This is a genomic window from Stenotrophomonas sp. AN71 (assembly GCF_050435725.1).
Taxonomy (GTDB): domain Bacteria; phylum Pseudomonadota; class Gammaproteobacteria; order Xanthomonadales; family Xanthomonadaceae; genus Stenotrophomonas.
The window spans coordinates 118802-134154 of sequence record NZ_JBNDKU010000008.1 but is presented as its reverse complement, the minus strand read 5'-3'; the positions used below and the strand labels follow the sequence as shown (position 1 = coordinate 134154).

The 15353-nt window shown below is 67.0% G+C and carries 12 protein-coding genes and 1 pseudogene; 3 read left to right on the top strand and 10 right to left on the bottom strand.

Going from position 1 to position 15353, the window contains the following annotated elements; genetic code table 11:
- Positions 1-9: 9 nt before the first annotated feature.
- Positions 10-936, bottom strand: a complete 927-nt coding sequence (locus ABH900_RS13935; RefSeq protein ID WP_429623561.1) for an alpha/beta fold hydrolase — start codon at positions 934-936, stop codon at positions 10-12.
- 203 nt (positions 937-1139) lie between these two features.
- Here ABH900_RS13935 and metF point away from each other — a divergent pair, with 203 nt between their 5' ends.
- Both metF and ABH900_RS13925 read left to right on the top strand, forming a co-directional pair.
- Positions 1140-1967: a methylenetetrahydrofolate reductase [NAD(P)H] gene (gene metF / locus ABH900_RS13930; protein WP_429623560.1), complete on the top strand. Its 828-nt coding sequence runs from the start codon at positions 1140-1142 to the stop codon at positions 1965-1967.
- A 40-nt stretch (positions 1968-2007) separates the two neighbouring features.
- Positions 2008-2592, top strand: coding sequence for a DUF4124 domain-containing protein (locus tag ABH900_RS13925; RefSeq protein WP_429623558.1), 585 nt, complete (start codon positions 2008-2010; stop codon positions 2590-2592).
- Positions 2593-2689: 97 nt separating this feature from the next.
- Here ABH900_RS13925 and ABH900_RS13920 read toward each other — a convergent pair whose 3' ends face one another.
- From ABH900_RS13920 to ABH900_RS13910, 3 genes are all read right to left on the bottom strand, one after another.
- Positions 2690-3643 carry a Nudix family hydrolase gene (locus ABH900_RS13920; protein WP_429623556.1) on the bottom strand — a complete coding sequence of 318 codons (954 nt, stop codon included), beginning with the start codon at positions 3641-3643 and terminating at the stop codon, positions 2690-2692.
- A gap of 100 nt (positions 3644-3743) precedes the next feature.
- On the bottom strand, positions 3744-6476 hold the full coding sequence (gene secA / locus ABH900_RS13915) for a preprotein translocase subunit SecA (protein WP_429623554.1): 2733 nt from the start codon (positions 6474-6476) through the stop codon (positions 3744-3746).
- A gap of 257 nt (positions 6477-6733) precedes the next feature.
- Positions 6734-7690, bottom strand: a complete 957-nt coding sequence (locus tag ABH900_RS13910) for a M23 family metallopeptidase (protein WP_429623553.1) — start codon at positions 7688-7690, stop codon at positions 6734-6736.
- 12 nt (positions 7691-7702) lie between these two features.
- Between ABH900_RS13910 and ABH900_RS13905 the strand changes: the two genes are divergently transcribed.
- The gene (locus ABH900_RS13905) at positions 7703-8152 is read left to right on the top strand and encodes a DUF721 domain-containing protein (protein WP_014035989.1); all 450 of its coding nucleotides are present in this window, start codon (positions 7703-7705) and stop codon (positions 8150-8152) included.
- Positions 8153-8434: 282 nt separating this feature from the next.
- Here the strand turns inward: ABH900_RS13905 and lpxC are convergent, their stop codons facing one another.
- The 6 genes and pseudogenes from lpxC to murC all read right to left on the bottom strand — a co-directional run bounded on the left by lpxC (position 8435) and on the right by murC (position 15317).
- On the bottom strand, positions 8435-9346 hold the full coding sequence (gene lpxC / locus ABH900_RS13900) for a UDP-3-O-acyl-N-acetylglucosamine deacetylase (protein ID WP_197582494.1): 912 nt from the start codon (positions 9344-9346) through the stop codon (positions 8435-8437).
- Positions 9347-9538: 192 nt separating this feature from the next.
- Complete coding sequence (gene ftsZ, locus ABH900_RS13895) at positions 9539-10774, bottom strand: cell division protein FtsZ (RefSeq protein WP_429623551.1); 1236 nt, start codon at positions 10772-10774, stop codon at positions 9539-9541.
- 169 nt (positions 10775-10943) lie between these two features.
- On the bottom strand, positions 10944-12179 hold the full coding sequence (gene ftsA, locus ABH900_RS13890; protein WP_005408083.1) for a cell division protein FtsA: 1236 nt from the start codon (positions 12177-12179) through the stop codon (positions 10944-10946).
- 68 nt (positions 12180-12247) lie between these two features.
- Positions 12248-12925: pseudogene (locus ABH900_RS13885) on the bottom strand (cell division protein FtsQ/DivIB); the annotation flags it as partial.
- The gene (locus ABH900_RS13880; protein ID WP_429623550.1) at positions 12922-13884 is read right to left on the bottom strand and encodes a D-alanine--D-alanine ligase; all 963 of its coding nucleotides are present in this window, start codon (positions 13882-13884) and stop codon (positions 12922-12924) included. The pseudogene ABH900_RS13885 and the gene ABH900_RS13880, both read right to left, overlap by 4 nt.
- The gene (gene murC / locus ABH900_RS13875) at positions 13881-15317 is read right to left on the bottom strand and encodes a UDP-N-acetylmuramate--L-alanine ligase (RefSeq protein ID WP_135272316.1); all 1437 of its coding nucleotides are present in this window, start codon (positions 15315-15317) and stop codon (positions 13881-13883) included. Before murC ends, ABH900_RS13880 begins: the two co-directional genes overlap by 4 nt.
- Positions 15318-15353 lie beyond the last annotated feature (36 nt).

Sequence of the window (15353 nt, the reverse complement as noted above, 5' to 3'; positions counted from 1 at the left end):
TGTCGAGGCTCAGGGATGACGGTCGAGGAAGGCCTGCACCTGCCCGCGCAACCAGCTCGGATCATCCCACATCAGGAAGTGGAACCCATGGGCACTCATCGCGATCTGCACGTCGTGCAGTTTCGCGTACTGGCTCTGGAACACGGCGCGGGTGCTTTCCTCGGTGCCGCCCATCGGCTGGTAGCCGGCCCAGCTGCCCAGCACCAGCGTCGGCGAAGTGATCGAAGCGATGCTGTCGCGCAGGTCAGTGGTCATCACCGCATGCATGGCGTCGGCGGTGGTCTGGCGGTCGCTGGCTTCGCCCCAGCCGCCCAGCTCGGCCTGCCGCTGCGGGTCGCGGGTCATGCCGGGCAGACCCGCCTTCAGCTGCGCCTGCCACTGCGCGGCGTCGGCGGCGAGCATGCCCTTGCGCAGCTGATCGGCCATCGGCCGCACGCTGTCCGCCGTGGCATTCGGATCGCGCGCCGCCGGCAGGAACGGCAGTGCGTCGACCACCACCAGCGCGCTGACCGCCTTCGGCTCGGCCTGCGCCATCTGCAGGCCCAGCAGGCCGCCGAGGCTGTGGCCGACCACCACCACCGGGCCCAGCCGCTGGTCATGCAGATAGGCCAGCAGCTGCCCGCGCATCGCCGGCAGGAACCCGGCCGGGCGCGGATCGGCAGGCGCGGCGCCGGCAAAGCCCGGCAGCTGTACCAGATGGCACTGCACGTCCTTCAGCGCCAGGCAGGTCTCGCGCCACACCTCGGCGCTGCTGTTGAGGCCGGGAATCATCAGTAGCGGTCGGCCCTTGCCGACCACCTCGACCTGCACCTTGCCGGCCGCCGCGTCAGTGGCGGCATGCGCCGAACCGGAGCCCAGCACGGCCATCGCCATGCCGATCATCGCCAGCCGGGCCAGGGCCTTCATCGCGTACCAGAGTGCCAGGAAGATCTTCATCGTCTGCTCCTTCATCAGGTGGGTGGTGCCGGGATGGGAACAGCGTGCAACCTGCCCGGGCCTCCCGGTTGCGATTCCGGAGCAGCGGCCGGTCGCCGGGGTGAACGGTCGCGTGCCACGGACGGCCAGCCCTCACACACCAATTGCACATCCATCTTGATGAAGCGATATACTGCTTGACACCCGCCGCCGCCGCCCGTGCCATGACCGCCATCAGCTTCGAGTTCTATCCGCCCAAGACCGACGAGCAGCGCAGCCAGCTGGACCGCGCCGCGGCCAAACTGAAGGACTACGGCCCGGAGTATGTGTCCTGTACCTTCGGCGCTGGCGGCTCGACCCTGAGTTACACCTCCGAGACGGTGCGCCATCTCAACCAGCACCACGGCTTCGATGCCGCACCGCATCTGTCCTGCGTCGGCGGCACCCGCCAGGAGATCCGCGAGCTGCTCAAGCTTTACCGCGCCATTGGCTGCCGCCGCCTGGTCGCGCTGCGCGGCGACCTGCCCTCGGGCATGGGCTTCCCGGGCGACATGCGCTATGCGGCCGAACTGATCGAGTTCATCCGCACCGAGCATGGCGACGCGTTCCACATCGAAGTGGGCGCCTATCCGGAAACGCACCCGCAGGCCCCCGATGCGCTGGCCGACCTGAAGCACTTCAAGGCCAAGATCGACGCCGGTGCCGATGCGGCGATCACCCAGTACTTCTTCAACCCGGACGCCTACTTCCACTTCGTCGATGAAGTGCGCCGGCTCGGCGTGCAGGTACCGATCACGCCCGGCATCATGCCGATCGCCAACTTCAGCCAGCTGCGCCGCTTCTCCGAGCAGTGCGGCGCGGAGATCCCGCGCTGGATCAGCCGCAAGATGCAGGCCTATGGCGATGACGCCGACTCGGTGCGTGCATTCGGCACCGACGTGGTGGCCCAGCTGTGCCAGCGCCTGATCGAGGGCGGCGCGCCGGGTCTGCATTTCTACACGTTGAACCTGGCCAAACCGACCACCTCGGTTCTGAAACTGCTGCGCGGCTGAAAGCGCGCCAGGCTGTAGCGATCAGCGCTACCCTGCGTCGATGAACCGGCTTTCCTTCCTGCTGTTGCTGCTGTCGCTGTGCTCGGCGTCGAGCCTCGCCCACGCGCAGAGCTCGCGCCTGAACCGTTGCATGGATGCGCGCGGGCAGAGCGTGTACACCGACCGCCCCTGTGACAGCGTCGGCGCACAATCGCGCTTGCCGCCGCCTGCGCCCACCGGCAGTACCCTGCCGCGCGACACCCTGGGTGCGCGCTGCCCACGGCGACTGAGCGAGCTGGTGGACGCGCTGCGCACCGGCATCCTCAGCAACGATGTGAACCGGCTGTCCTCGCTGTACCTGTGGGGCGCGGTTTCCGATGCGGGCGCGCAGCGCATCCTCGGCCAGCTGGAATCGCTGGCACGGCGGCCGCTGGTGGATGTGGTGCCGGTATATCCGCGGCAGGATCAGGAGGCATTGCCGGATGAGGGTCAGACCGCTGCTGCGCAGGGATCCGACCCTGAGCCGCCGGCCGTGCGCCATCCGGTCGGCCTGCGCTTGGAGCAGACCTTGCCCGGCAGCGTGTCGCGCGCTTCGACAGTGCTGGGGTTGCGGCGGCAGTACGGGTGTTTCTGGATCACGCTGTGATCGGGAGGGGTCGGATCCCTTTCCAGCAGAAAGGGCTCTGACGCCGGATTCCAGCAAGGGGGTCAGAGCCCCCCGTTGCGGGGATCCGACCCCGACATCACGCCGGCCACAGGCCGCGGATGGCGGCGATGCCCTGCCCGCCATGGCGGCGCGCCTCGGCGATGTGGCCAGCGCCCAGGCCACCCAGCGCATAGATCGGCAGCGACACCTGCGCGCGCAGCGCAGCGAACGCCTCCCAGCCCAGCGGCACCGTATCGGGATGACTGGTGGTGGCCTGCACCGGGCCCAGCACGGCGAAGTCGCAGCCCAACCGCTGCGCGGCCTGCAGCTGCTGCAGATCATGGCAGGACGCGGCGACCAGTTGGCCGTCGGGCAGTGGCCGCTGCTGCAGGTCACGCAGCTGTTCGCTGCCCAGGTGCACGCCCACGCCCAAGGCGCGTGCCAGCTCGATATCGCGGTTGAGCAACCACTGCACGCCGCGACGATGCGTGCGTACCGCCTGTTCGATCATCGCCTGCCGCTGTGGATGTGCAGGCGGCAGACGCAGCTGGATACGCTGCCGTCCCGCAGCCACTGCGCGCTGCAGCTGGCCATGCCAGCGTTGCTGGTCGGGGTCGTCGTCGGCCGGCGCCGGTGTGATCAGGTAACTGTCCGGCTGCCGCAGGGCGGCCACCACCGGCAGGTCCGCCGGCGGCATCGAGTAGCGGCCCAGCTTGTCCTGCGCCACCCAGGTGATGGCCTGGCCCTCGCGCCCACGCGGTGTGCCCTTCCAGCTGCGCACATGGCGCACTTCCAGCGTCAGGTGCTTGTCCGGATAGCGCTGCGGCACATCCATCAGCCACGGCCCGACATCGGCCTCGATGCCCAGCTCCTCGCGCAGTTCACGCACCAGCGCCTGTTCGGAGGTCTCGCCGGATTCGCGCTTGCCGCCCGGGAATTCCCACAGGCCGGCCATGTCACGGTTCTCGGTACGGCGGTTGAGCAGCACGCGGCCGCGGGCGTCGGTGATGACGGCGGCCACAACGTGGATCGATCGGGTCGGGGAATCCATGGAAGCAGCATGCCCAGAACAGGGCGACCGGCGCAATCACGACGGGGCGGCATCCTGCGCTGCAAACGAAGAGCCCCGCTTTCGCGGGGCTCTTCGGGGCTCAGCTCAGCTGGCCGTGGCAGTGCTTGTACTTCTTGCCACTGCCGCACGGGCACGGATCATTGCGGCCGATCTTCGGCTCGTCGCGCTGCAGCGTCGCCACACCCTGCCGGGCGGCTTCGACCTGCGCGGCTTCCTCGTCGGCGCTGTAGCCGCCGGCGTCCTGGTGCTGGAACTGCGACTGGCTCAGGCGGGCCTGCACCTGCTGGCGCTCGGCCGCTTCCAGGGCCTGCACTTCCTCGTCGCTGCGGATACGCACGCGCGCCAGCAGGGTCACCACTTCGCGCTTGACGTTCTCCAGCATGTCCGAGAACAGCTCGAAGGCTTCCTTCTTGTATTCCTGCTTCGGCTGCTTCTGCGCGTAACCGCGCAGGTAGATGCCCTGGCGCAGGTAGTCCATGCGGGCCAGGTGCTCCTTCCAGCTCTGGTCCAGCACAGTCAGCATCACGTGCTTTTCCAGCGCCCGCATGGTCTCTTCGCCCAGGCCGGCTTCCTTCTCGGCGAAGTGCTGGTTGACGCGTTCCTGCACCTTTGCGGCGATGGCCTCGGCGTCCAGCTCTTCGTGTTCCTTGACCAGGTCGGTCAACGACATCTGCAGGCCGAAGTCCGACTCCAGGGTCGCCTCCAGACCGCGCAGGTCCCACTGCTCGTCGATCGAGTTCGGCGGCACGAAGCGCGCAACGATGTCGAAGATCACGTCGTCGCGGATGCCATCGACGTTCGCCTTCACCGACTCGGCATCCAGCAGCTCGTCGCGCTGGGCGTAGATCACCTTGCGCTGGTCGTTGTTGACGTCGTCGAAGTCCAGCAGGTTCTTGCGGATGTCGAAGTTGTGGGCTTCGACCTTGCGCTGCGCCTTCTCGATCTGGCGGCTGACCAGACGGTCCTCGATGACGTCGTCTTCCTTCATGCCCATCATGCGCATGGCCTTCTGCACCCAGTCGGAGGCGAAGATGCGCATCAGGTTGTCTTCCAGCGACAGGTAGAAGCGGGACGAACCCGGGTCACCCTGACGGCCCGAACGGCCGCGCAGCTGGTTGTCGATACGACGCGATTCGTGGCGCTCGGTGCCGACGATGTGCAGGCCGCCAGCGGCCTTCACTGCATCGTGGCGCTGCTGCCATTCGGCCTTGACCGCGGCCTTCTGCGCGTCGGTCGCGTCCTCGCCCAGGGCGTGGATCTCGGCTTCCAGCGAACCGCCCAGCACGATGTCGGTACCACGACCGGCCATGTTGGTGGCGATGGTCACCGCTGCCGGGCGGCCGGCGTTGGCGACGATGGTCGCTTCGCGGTCATGCTGCTTGGCGTTGAGCACTTCGTGCTTCACGCCGGCCTTGTTCAGGTGCTCGGACAGCATTTCCGAGGTTTCGATCGAGGTGGTACCCACCAGCACCGGCTGGCCGCGCTTGGCGCACTCTTCGATGTCGGCCAGCACCGCATTGAACTTGCCCTTGCGGTTGAGGAACACCTGGTCCGGGCTGTCCTTGCGGATGGTCGGGCGGTTGGTCGGGATCACCACCACTTCCAGGCCGTAGATGCTCTGGAATTCGAACGCTTCGGTATCGGCCGTACCGGTCATGCCGGACAGCTTCTTGTACATGCGGAACAGGTTCTGGAAGGTGATGCTCGCCAGCGTCTGGTTCTCGCGCTGGACCGGCACGCCTTCCTTCGCTTCCACCGCCTGGTGCAGGCCATCGGACCAGCGGCGGCCGGCCAGGGTACGGCCGGTGAATTCGTCGACGATGACCACTTCGCCGTCGCGCACGATGTAGTCCACGTCACGCTGGTAGATCGCGTGGGCGCGCAGTGCGGCATTGAGGTGGTGCACCACGGTCAGGTTCTGCGCCGCGTACAGGCCTTCGGTCTCGCCATCGAGGATGCCGGCGTCGACCAGCAGCTGCTCGGCGTGTTCCATGCCCGCTTCGGACAGGTGCACCTGCTTGCCCTTCTCATCGACCCAGAAGTCACCCTCCCCGTCTTCCGCTTCCTGCTTGACCAGGTGCGGCACGACGCGGTTGACGCGGATGTACAGCTCCGGAGAGTCATCGGCCGGACCGGAGATGATCAGCGGGGTACGCGCTTCGTCGATCAGGATGGAGTCGACTTCGTCGACGATGGCGTAATGCAGGCCGCGCTGGTAGCGGTCGGCCTTGGACAGCGCCATGTTGTCGCGCAGGTAGTCGAAACCGAATTCGTTGTTGGTGCCGTAGGTGATGTCGGCCGCATAGGCTTCGCGCTTGTCACTGTGCGGCATGCCCGGGTACACCACGCCCACGCTCAGGCCCAGCCAGTTGTACAGCTTGCCCATCTGCGCAGCATCGCGGCGGGCCAGGTAATCGTTGACGGTGACCACGTGCACGCCCTGGCCTTCCAGCGCGTTGAGGTACACCGGCAGGGTCGCCACCAGGGTCTTGCCTTCACCGGTGCGCATTTCTGCGATCTTGCCCAGGTGAAGCACCATGCCGCCGATCAGCTGCACGTCGTAGTGGCGCATGCCCAGCACACGGCGGCCGGCCTCGCGGCAGACCGCAAACGCTTCCGGCAGCACCTTGTCCAGGGCTTCACCGTCAGCGATGCGCTGCTTGAACTCCGGCGTCTTGGCCTGAAGCTGCTCGTCGGAAAGCTTCTCGATCTCCGGCTCCAGCGCATTGATCTTGGCGACGATGCGGTTGAGCTGGCGCAGCTGTCGTTCGTTACGACTGCCAAATACGCGGGTAAGCAGGCTGTTGATCATTGAAGGAACCGGGTTGGATGGACACGACGCCCGGCCTCCCCCTTGGGAATCCGTCCGTCGCAAACGAAACAGGGCGCCTGGCGCCCTGTCGATGGCAACACCCATTGTAGCTTGGGACGGCCGGCTGAGGTTTCAACCCTTGGGCGACAATGGCATCCGAACGTTCCCGGTAGTGCCGGCCGCTGGCCGGCATTCCGCGATGCTGCCGAAGATCATGAGGTTGCCGGCCAGCGGCCGGCACTACCCCGACCTGGGAATCAGCCGCGGCTGATGCGGCCGACCGGCGTGTTGCCGCCGTCGCCGAGGAACTTGCGCGGATTGACCACGTTGCCGTTTTCCCACACCTCGAAGTGCACGTGGGCGCCGGTCGAGCGACCGGTGGAACCGGCCTTGGCCACTTCCTGGCCGGCACGGACCAGATCGCCGGCCTTCACCACCAGGCGCGAATTGTGCGCGTAGCGGGTGACATAACCATTGCCGTGGTCGACGTCAACGACGTTGCCGTAGCCGCCCTTCACGCCGGCGAAGCTGACCACGCCTTCGGCCACGGCCATCACCGGGTCACCGACCTTGGCGTGGAAGTCCATGCCCTTGTGGGTGGCGGCACCGCGACCGAACGGGTCGGCACGGGTACCGAAGCCGGAGGTCACGTAGCTGTTGCGGATCGGCATGCGCGAGGGCACGGCGTTCTGCTGCAGCTGGTGGTCGAACATCAGCGATTCCATCACCGACAGCTGGCGGCCTGAAGCAGCAAAGCGCTGCTCCAGCACCTGTAAGTCGGCGTTGACGTCCTTGACCGGGATGTCGCTGGTCGGGCCACCGGCATCACCGTCACCCAGGCCGGGGGTCTCGTTGAAGTCGAATTCGCCGTCTTCCAGCTTGCCCATCTGGGTCAGCCGTTCGCCGAGGGCGTTGAGCCGGGTAGCCTGGGCCTGCAGCTCGCCGAGGCGGGCCGCCAGCGCATTGACCTGGGTCTGCGCATCGCGCCGGACCTTGGCCAGCTCGGCGTCCTGGCGGTCGACCTTGGCCTGCAGGCGCGAATCATTCAGCGCACTGGCGCCAATGCCGCCGGCAAGGCCGATAATGCAGCCTACCCCGAGCACGCTGCCCAGCAGGGCACGGGGGCGGTCCTCGAAATAGAACCGCAGACGCGCGATGGGCGATGCCTTGGCCTTTCCTTCACGCGTTTTGATTACGATCTTTTTGAATGCCATCAGTGAGTTTTCATGTCTGAGCCGAAATCCAGCGTTCGCCCCGCGTCAGTGCCGAAACCGGCGCTGGATGCGGTGATGGCGGACAAAAGCGGGAACCCGCTGCGGCGTGCCTTGTGGCTCGACGCGCTGGACCGTCAGTTGCGCCCCCAGTTGCCGCCACCTCTGCGCAGCCGTTGCCGGCTGGCCAATGTGGACGGGGAACACCTCGTTTTTCTCGTCGAATCCCCGGTCTGGCATGCCAAGTTGCGGCTTGCCGAAGCCCAGTTGCTCGACGCGGCCCGTTCCATCGGGCTGAAGGCCACCAGGGTGACCATCAAGACTGCGTCCACCACTCCTTCACGCTCCCCAGCGATCGACAACCGGAATGGCCCCCACGCAGTTTCAGCCGCCACGCACAAAGGGCTACGCGACGCCTTGGCTTGCCTGCAGGACATTCCCTCGAAGCCGAAGAAACGGTCCTGATGACATCGGAGCATCCGGCTCCGTTCCCCGTCGCACGTGTCACCACGGCGTGAAACATTTCGGGGGCCGGGTCGCATCCTAGCGGTGATCCGGGGGGCTGTCGTTAGATTGAAGTTAAATTGTCGTTAAATTCAGGCTTCCAATCCAACAGGTTCACAAAACCGTGACCCCGGACCGGCCTTGAGGCTCCTCAAGCACGCTGAATGCGTCGAGGTCGCCAGAAACAGCAACGCCGCCCTGGAAGGCGGCGTTTTCTTATTCAATATCAATTACCTGCGCCAATCATGCGTAGGCCGGCGTGGCGTATTCAACCGGATCCGGCGTGGCCGGAGAGTCGAACGTGACCCACTCCCAGGCGGTGGCATCGGCCATCAGCGCCCGCACCAGCTTGTTGTTGAGCGCATGGCCCGACTTGAAGCCCTCGTAGGCGCCCAGCACCTGGCCACCGGCCAGATACAGGTCGCCGATCGCGTCGAGGATCTTGTGACGTACGAATTCGTCGGCGTAGCGCAGGCCGTCTTCGTTGAGCACGCGGAACTCGTCCAGCACGATGGCGTTGTCCATCGAACCGCCCAGGCCCAGGTTGCGCTCGCGCATGTATTCCAGGTCGCGCATGAAGCCAAAGGTACGCGCGCGGGAAATTTCCTTGGTGTAGGCCAGCGTCGAGAACTCGATTTCCTGGCGCGACTGCTTGGCCGGGATCATCGGGTGGTCGAACTGGATGGTGAAGCCCAGCTTGTAGCCCTCATACGGGGTGAAGCGGGCCACCTTGTCGCCCTCGGTCACTTCCACGGTCTTCAGCACGCGGATGAAGCGCTTGGGCGCATCCTGTTCCACGATGCCCGCCGACTGCAGCAGGAACACGAACGGGCCGGCCGAACCATCCATGATCGGCAGCTCGGCCGAGGACAGTTCGACGATGATGTTGTCCACACCCAGGCCAGCCAGCGCCGACATCAGGTGTTCGACGGTCTGGATCTTGGCGTCGTTGCAGGTGAGGCCGGTGCACAGGGTCACTTCGGTGACCAGTTCGGCCTTGGCCGGCACTTCCACCACCGGGTCCAGGTCCACGCGGCGGAACACGATGCCATGGTTGACCGGTGCCGGGCGCAGGGTCATGTAGACCTTGTCACCGCTGTGCAGGCCAACGCCGGTGGCTCGGATCGTGTTCTTGAGGGTGCGTTGCTGGATCATGGAGGACGGACCGGAAGTGACACATTAGATTAACACGCACGGTCCCCTACCCCGGCTGAAAGGCAGGCAGGACGCACCGGCGCGCCAATGGGACGCACATGAAGCAGGGCGGCCGGGCCCATCCTGGCCCGGCGCCCGCGTTTTCAGGACATGGTGGCGCAACCCGGGGAGGACAACCCCGGGCCGCCCCGCTTAGTCCGCCTGGCGGCGCAGGAAGGCCGGGATGTCCAGGTAATCGTTCGGCAGGTCCGCCGCCGCCGGAGCCGAAGAGGCCGGCGCCGAGGGGGTGGAGGCTGCCGCGGTGTCGCTGCTGGCACGACGCAGGCCCAGGCCCATGCCGCCCACCGCCTTGGAGACGGCGTCGCCGCCGTTGTCGAACTCGCCGAACTCCGGCTGGCCGGTGGTGGCGTTGCGAACCAGCTTGATCGGTGCGCGCTCGCCCGGACGCTGGGTCTTGCTGGCCGAGACGCGGTTCAGGCCGGTGGCGACCACGGTCACGCGCACTTCGTCCTGCATGTCCGGGTCCAGCACGGTACCGACCACCACGGTGGCGTCTTCGGAAGCGAAGCCATCGATGGTGCGGCCGATCTCGTCGAACTCGGCCATGGTGAAGTCGGCGCCGGCGGTGATGTTGACCAGGATGCCGTTGGCACCGGCCAGGTTCACATCGTCCAGCAGCGGGTTCTGGATCGCCGATTCGGCGGCGGCCTGGGCGCGGTCATCGCCACGGGCGGTGCCGGTACCCATCATCGCCAGGCCCATTTCGGACATGACGGTGCGCACGTCGGCGAAGTCGACGTTGATCAGGCCCGGGCGCACGATCAGGTCGGCGATGCCCTGCACGGCGCCCTGCAGCACGTCGTTGGCGGCACGGAAGGCCTGGATCATGGTCGCGTTGCGGCCCAGTACGGTGATCAGCTTCTCGTTGGGAATGGTGATCAGCGAGTCGCAGTGCTGGCTCAGCTCCTCGATGCCCTTCAGCGCCACCTGCATGCGGCGACGGCCCTCGAACGGGAACGGCTTGGTGACCACGGCCACGGTCAGGATGCCCATTTCCTTGGCCAGCTGAGCCACCACCGGTGCAGCGCCGGTGCCGGTGCCACCGCCCATGCCGGCGGTGATGAACACCATGTCCGCACCCTGCAGCGCGTCCATGATGCGCTCACGGTCTTCCAGCGCGGCCTGACGGCCGACTTCCGGGTTCGCGCCTGCGCCCAGGCCCTTGGTCACGTTGGTGCCCAGCTGCAGCTGCAGCTTGGCACCGCAATTCTTGATGGCCTGCGAGTCGGTGTTGGCGGTGATGAATTCCACGCCATCCACTGCCGAGTTGACCATGTGCGCCACGGCATTGCCGCCGCCGCCGCCCACGCCAACCACCTTGATCACCGCATTGGGTGCCATCTTTTCGATCAGTTCAAAATGCGCCATGTCCGTGTCCTCGTTGTATCCGCTTTCGATGGCATGGGCATTCGGGCGTCCTGCCGTCCTGCTGCATGCCGACGTTGCGGCTGTGTGGGTTGTGTGTTGCCGGTGTTGCGTGTGATGCGGGTACTGCAGGCACTGCGCCCGGGCCGGGCCCGGTGTTGAAGATTCCGCGTCAGAACTCGCCGCGGAACCAGGTCTTGAGTTTCTTGAACATGCTTCCAGCGCGCCCGGTCGGCAGCGACGGCCGACGCGGGTGCTCGATCTGGCTGCCCATCAGCAGCAGGCCCACGCCGGTGGCGTGCACCGGGTTGCCGACCACTTCGCCCAGGCCGGTGACGTGCTGCGGGATGCCCACGCGCACCGGCATCTGCAGCATTTCCTCGGCCAGCTCGACCACGCCTTCCATCTTCGACGCGCCACCGGTCAGCACCATGCCGGCGCGCACCAGTTCCTCGAAGCCGGAGCGGCGCAGTTCGGCCTGCACCATCTCGAAGATTTCCTCGTAGCGGCCCTGCACCGCCTGCGCCAGCGAGTGGCGTGGCATGCGGCGCGGCGGCCGGTCGCCCACCGACGGCACCTGGATGCTTTCCTCGGCGGTGGCCAGCTGGGCCAGCGCGCAGGCGTAGCGCACCTTGATCTGCTCGGCTTCCGGGGTCGGCGTGCGCAGCATGTGCGCGATGTCGTTGGTCACGTGGTCGCCGGCGATCGGCAGCGAGGCGGTGTGGCAGATCGCGCCCTGCACGAACACCGCGATATCGGTGGTGCCAGCGCCCATATCGACCAGCACCACGCCCAGCTCGCGTTCGTCGGCGGTCAGCACCGCCACGCTGGAGGCCAGCGAAGACAGCACCAGGTCGTCCACCTGCAGGCCGCAGCGCTGCACGCACTTGCTGATGTTGGCCGCGGCCGACTGCGCGCACACCACCAGGTGCGCGTGCACCTCCAGGCGCACGCCGGTCATGCCGACCGGGTTGCGGATGCCTTCCTGCGAATCATCCAGCACGTACTCGCGCGGGATGGCGTGCAGGATCTTCTGGTCGGCCGGGATCGCCACCGCCTTGGCCGCGTCGAGCACGCGATCCAGGTCGCCCCAGGTCACCTCCCCGTCGCGGATCGGCACGATGCCCGGCGAGTTCTTGCACTGCACGTGGTTGCCGGAAATCGAGGCGTACACCGAGCGGATCTCGCAGCCGGCCATCAGCTCGGCTTCCTCCACCGCACGCTGGATCGACTGCACGGTCGATTCGATGTCCACCACCACGCCGCGCTTCAGGCCACGCGATTCATGCGAGCCGATGCCGATCACTTCGATCGGGTTGCCCGGCGAGTACTCGCCCACCAGCGCCACCACCTTGGAGGTGCCGATGTCCAGGCCAACGATCAGCGATTTGTCACCCTTGCGATTCATGTCCTTTCCTGCGTCCTTCTGGCCGGGGTCGCCGGCGCTTTCGCCGGCGTGGCCGGGGTACCCCAGCTCAGCGTGAAACCATTGGTGTAACGGAGGTCGGCGCGCTCGATCGGCGCGGCCTGGCTGGTCAGCTGCGGCAGCACCTGCACGAAGCGCTGCATCCGCGAGCGCGCGTCGTCGCGGCCGACCACCACTTCGGTGCCGTTGCTCAGCAGCAGCGACCAGCTGCCACGCGCATCCATCGTCACCCGGCGCACATCCACGCCGGCCGGTGCGAACAATGCACGCGAGTCGCTGTACAGCTTCATCACTTCTTCGGTCTGGCTGTCCGGGCCATCCAGCTCCGGCAGCGCCAGATCGGACAGCTTCTTCGGCGTGGGGAACAGCTTGCCCTGCTCCGACACCAGGCGGTCGTTGCCCCAGCGCGCGAACGGCTTGTGCTCGACCAGGGTCACTTCCAGCACGTCCGGCCACTGCTTGCGCACCTGCGCGCTTTCCACCCAGGGCAGCTTTTCCAGCGCGTCCTGCGCGTCCTGCAGCTTCACTGCGAAGAAGCCGGCACGCGCATACGGCAACAGCACCTGCTGCAACTGCTCGGCTGGCACCCGCTTGAACTCACCGTGCACGCGCAGCTTCGCCAGCGGCCAGCGCTCGGCGCCGACCCAGCCATTGACCACGGCCACCACCGGCAGTGCAACCACCGACAGCGCCAACAGCCAGACGAAGATGCGCAGCACCGCGTTCATGCGTGCGATGCCTCCAGGGTCTGTTCCAGCACGCGCCACACCAGCTCTTCAAAGCTGATGCCGGCCTGTCCGGCTGCCTTGGGCACCAGCGAATGGCTGGTCATGCCCGGCGCGGTGTTCACTTCCAGCAGGAAGAAGCGGCCGCTGGCGCGGTCGCGCATCACGTCCACGCGACCCCAGCCACGGCAGCCAGCGGCACGGAACGCCGCCAGCGCGATGCGGCGGATCTCGTCCTCGGTATCACCGTCCAGGCCCGGGCACAGGTACTGGGTGTCCTCGGCGATGTACTTGGCGTTGTAGTCGTACCACTGGCCCTTGGGCACGATGCGGATCGACGGCAGCGCGACGTCGCCGAGGATGGCCACGGTCAGTTCGTCGCCGACCACCATCTGCTCCATCAGCAGTTGGCCGTCGTAGCGCGCGGCCAGGGCCACCGCTTCGTCGAGTCCGGCCTCGTCGGTCACTCGGCTGATGCCCACGCTGGAACCTTCGTTGGCCGGCTTGACCACCACCGGCAGGCCCAGCTCTGCGGCCAGGGCGTGGACGTTCGACGCGTCCACCTTCCGGTACTGCGGCGTCGGCAGGCCCAGCGACAGCCACACCTGCTTGGTGCGGATCTTGTCCATGCTCAGCGCCGAACCCAACACGTTCGAGCCGGTATACGGCACGCCGAAGGCATCCATCAGGCCCTGCACGATGCCATCCTCACCGCCACCATTGTGGCCGTGCAGGATGTTGAAGACGCGGTCGATGCCACCGGCGACCAGCACCTTGGCCAGCGCCGGAATGCCGTCCACCGCGAACGCATCAATGCCGCGCGACTGCAGCGCTTCAAGCACGTTGCGGCCGGAGTCCAGAGACACTTCGCGTTCGCTGGAACTGCCGCCGAGCAGCACGGCGACGCGGCCGAAGACGGCCGGGGCGGTCACGCGCAGCGGCGGGAAGGTCAGCGTGCTCACGCCTCGCCCTCCGCCTTGAAACCTTCCACCGCGATGTGGCTTGCCACGGCGCCGATGTCGCCGGCGCCCATCATCAGCAGCAGGTCCCCGTCCTGCAGCACGTCCGGCAGCACGCTGGCCAGTTCGGCAGCCTTGCCCACCACCACCGGCTCGCTGCGGCCGCGCGCACGGATGGCACGCGCCAGCGCATGCGAATCGGCACCGGCAATCGGTTCTTCACCGGCCGGGTAGACCTCGCTCAGCACCAGCGCGTCGACGCTGGACAGCACCGCGGCGAACTTGTCGAACTGGTCGCGGGTACGGCTGTAGCGGTGCGGCTGGAAGGCCACCACCAGGCGCTTGTCGGCCCAGCCACCGCGCGCCGCGGCGAACACCGCCTCCAGCTCGCTCGGGTGATGGCCGTAGTCGTCGATGATGCGCACCTTGGCACCACTGGCGGTGGTCACTTCACCCAGGTCGTTGAAACGGCGACCGACACCGGCGAACGCTTCCAGCGCGCGTGCGATCGCATCCGGGGCCACGCCCAGCTGCCAGCCCACCGCAGCGGCGGCCAATGCATTCAGCACGTTGTGCTTGCCCGGCAGCGCCAGCACCACTTCCTGACTGGTGCCCTGCGGCAGGCGCAGGGTGAAGCGCATGCGCGAACCTTCCTGCACCACATTCTCGGCGCGCACGTCGGCCTGCGGGCTCATGCCGTAGCTCATCACGTGGCGTGGGGTCTTGGCAGCCAGTGCGGCCACTTCCGGGTCGTCGATGCACAGCACGGCCAGGCCGTAGAACGGCAGGCGCTGCAGGAACTCGGCGAACGCCGCCTGCACGCGGGCAAAGTCGTTGCCGTAGTTCTCCAGATGATCGGCATCGATGTTCGTGATGATCGACATCAGCGGGTTCAGGCGCAGGAAGCTGCCATCGCTTTCGTCGGCCTCGGCCACCAGCCACTGGCCACCGCCCAGCTTGGCGTTGGCACCGGCCGCCAGCAGCTGGCCACCGATCACGAAGGTCGGGTCCAGGCCGCCTTCGCTCAGCACCGCAGCAGTCAGACTGGTGGTGGTGGTCTTGCCGTGCGTGCCGGCTACGGCGATGCCACGGCGGAAGCGCATCAGCTCGGCCAGCATCGCCGCACGCGGCATGATCGGAATGCGCTGGCTGCGCGCTTCCATCAGTTCCGGGTTGTCTTCGCGGATGGCACTGGAGACCACCACGCAGTCGGTGCCCAGCACGTTGGCGGCCGAGTGGCCGCGCATGATGCGCGCACCCAGGCTGGCCAGACGGCGGGTCGCCACGTTGTCGGCGTTGTCCGAACCGGACACTTCGTAGCCCAGCGTCAGCATCACTTCGGCGATACCGCTCATGCCGGTACCGCCGATGCCGACGAAATGCACGCGCGGGAACGCGCGCACCAGGTCGTTGGTGTCGTGCAGGCGGCGGATCATGCGCGGCCTCGCGCAGGGCAGGCGCGGTGGCATGCC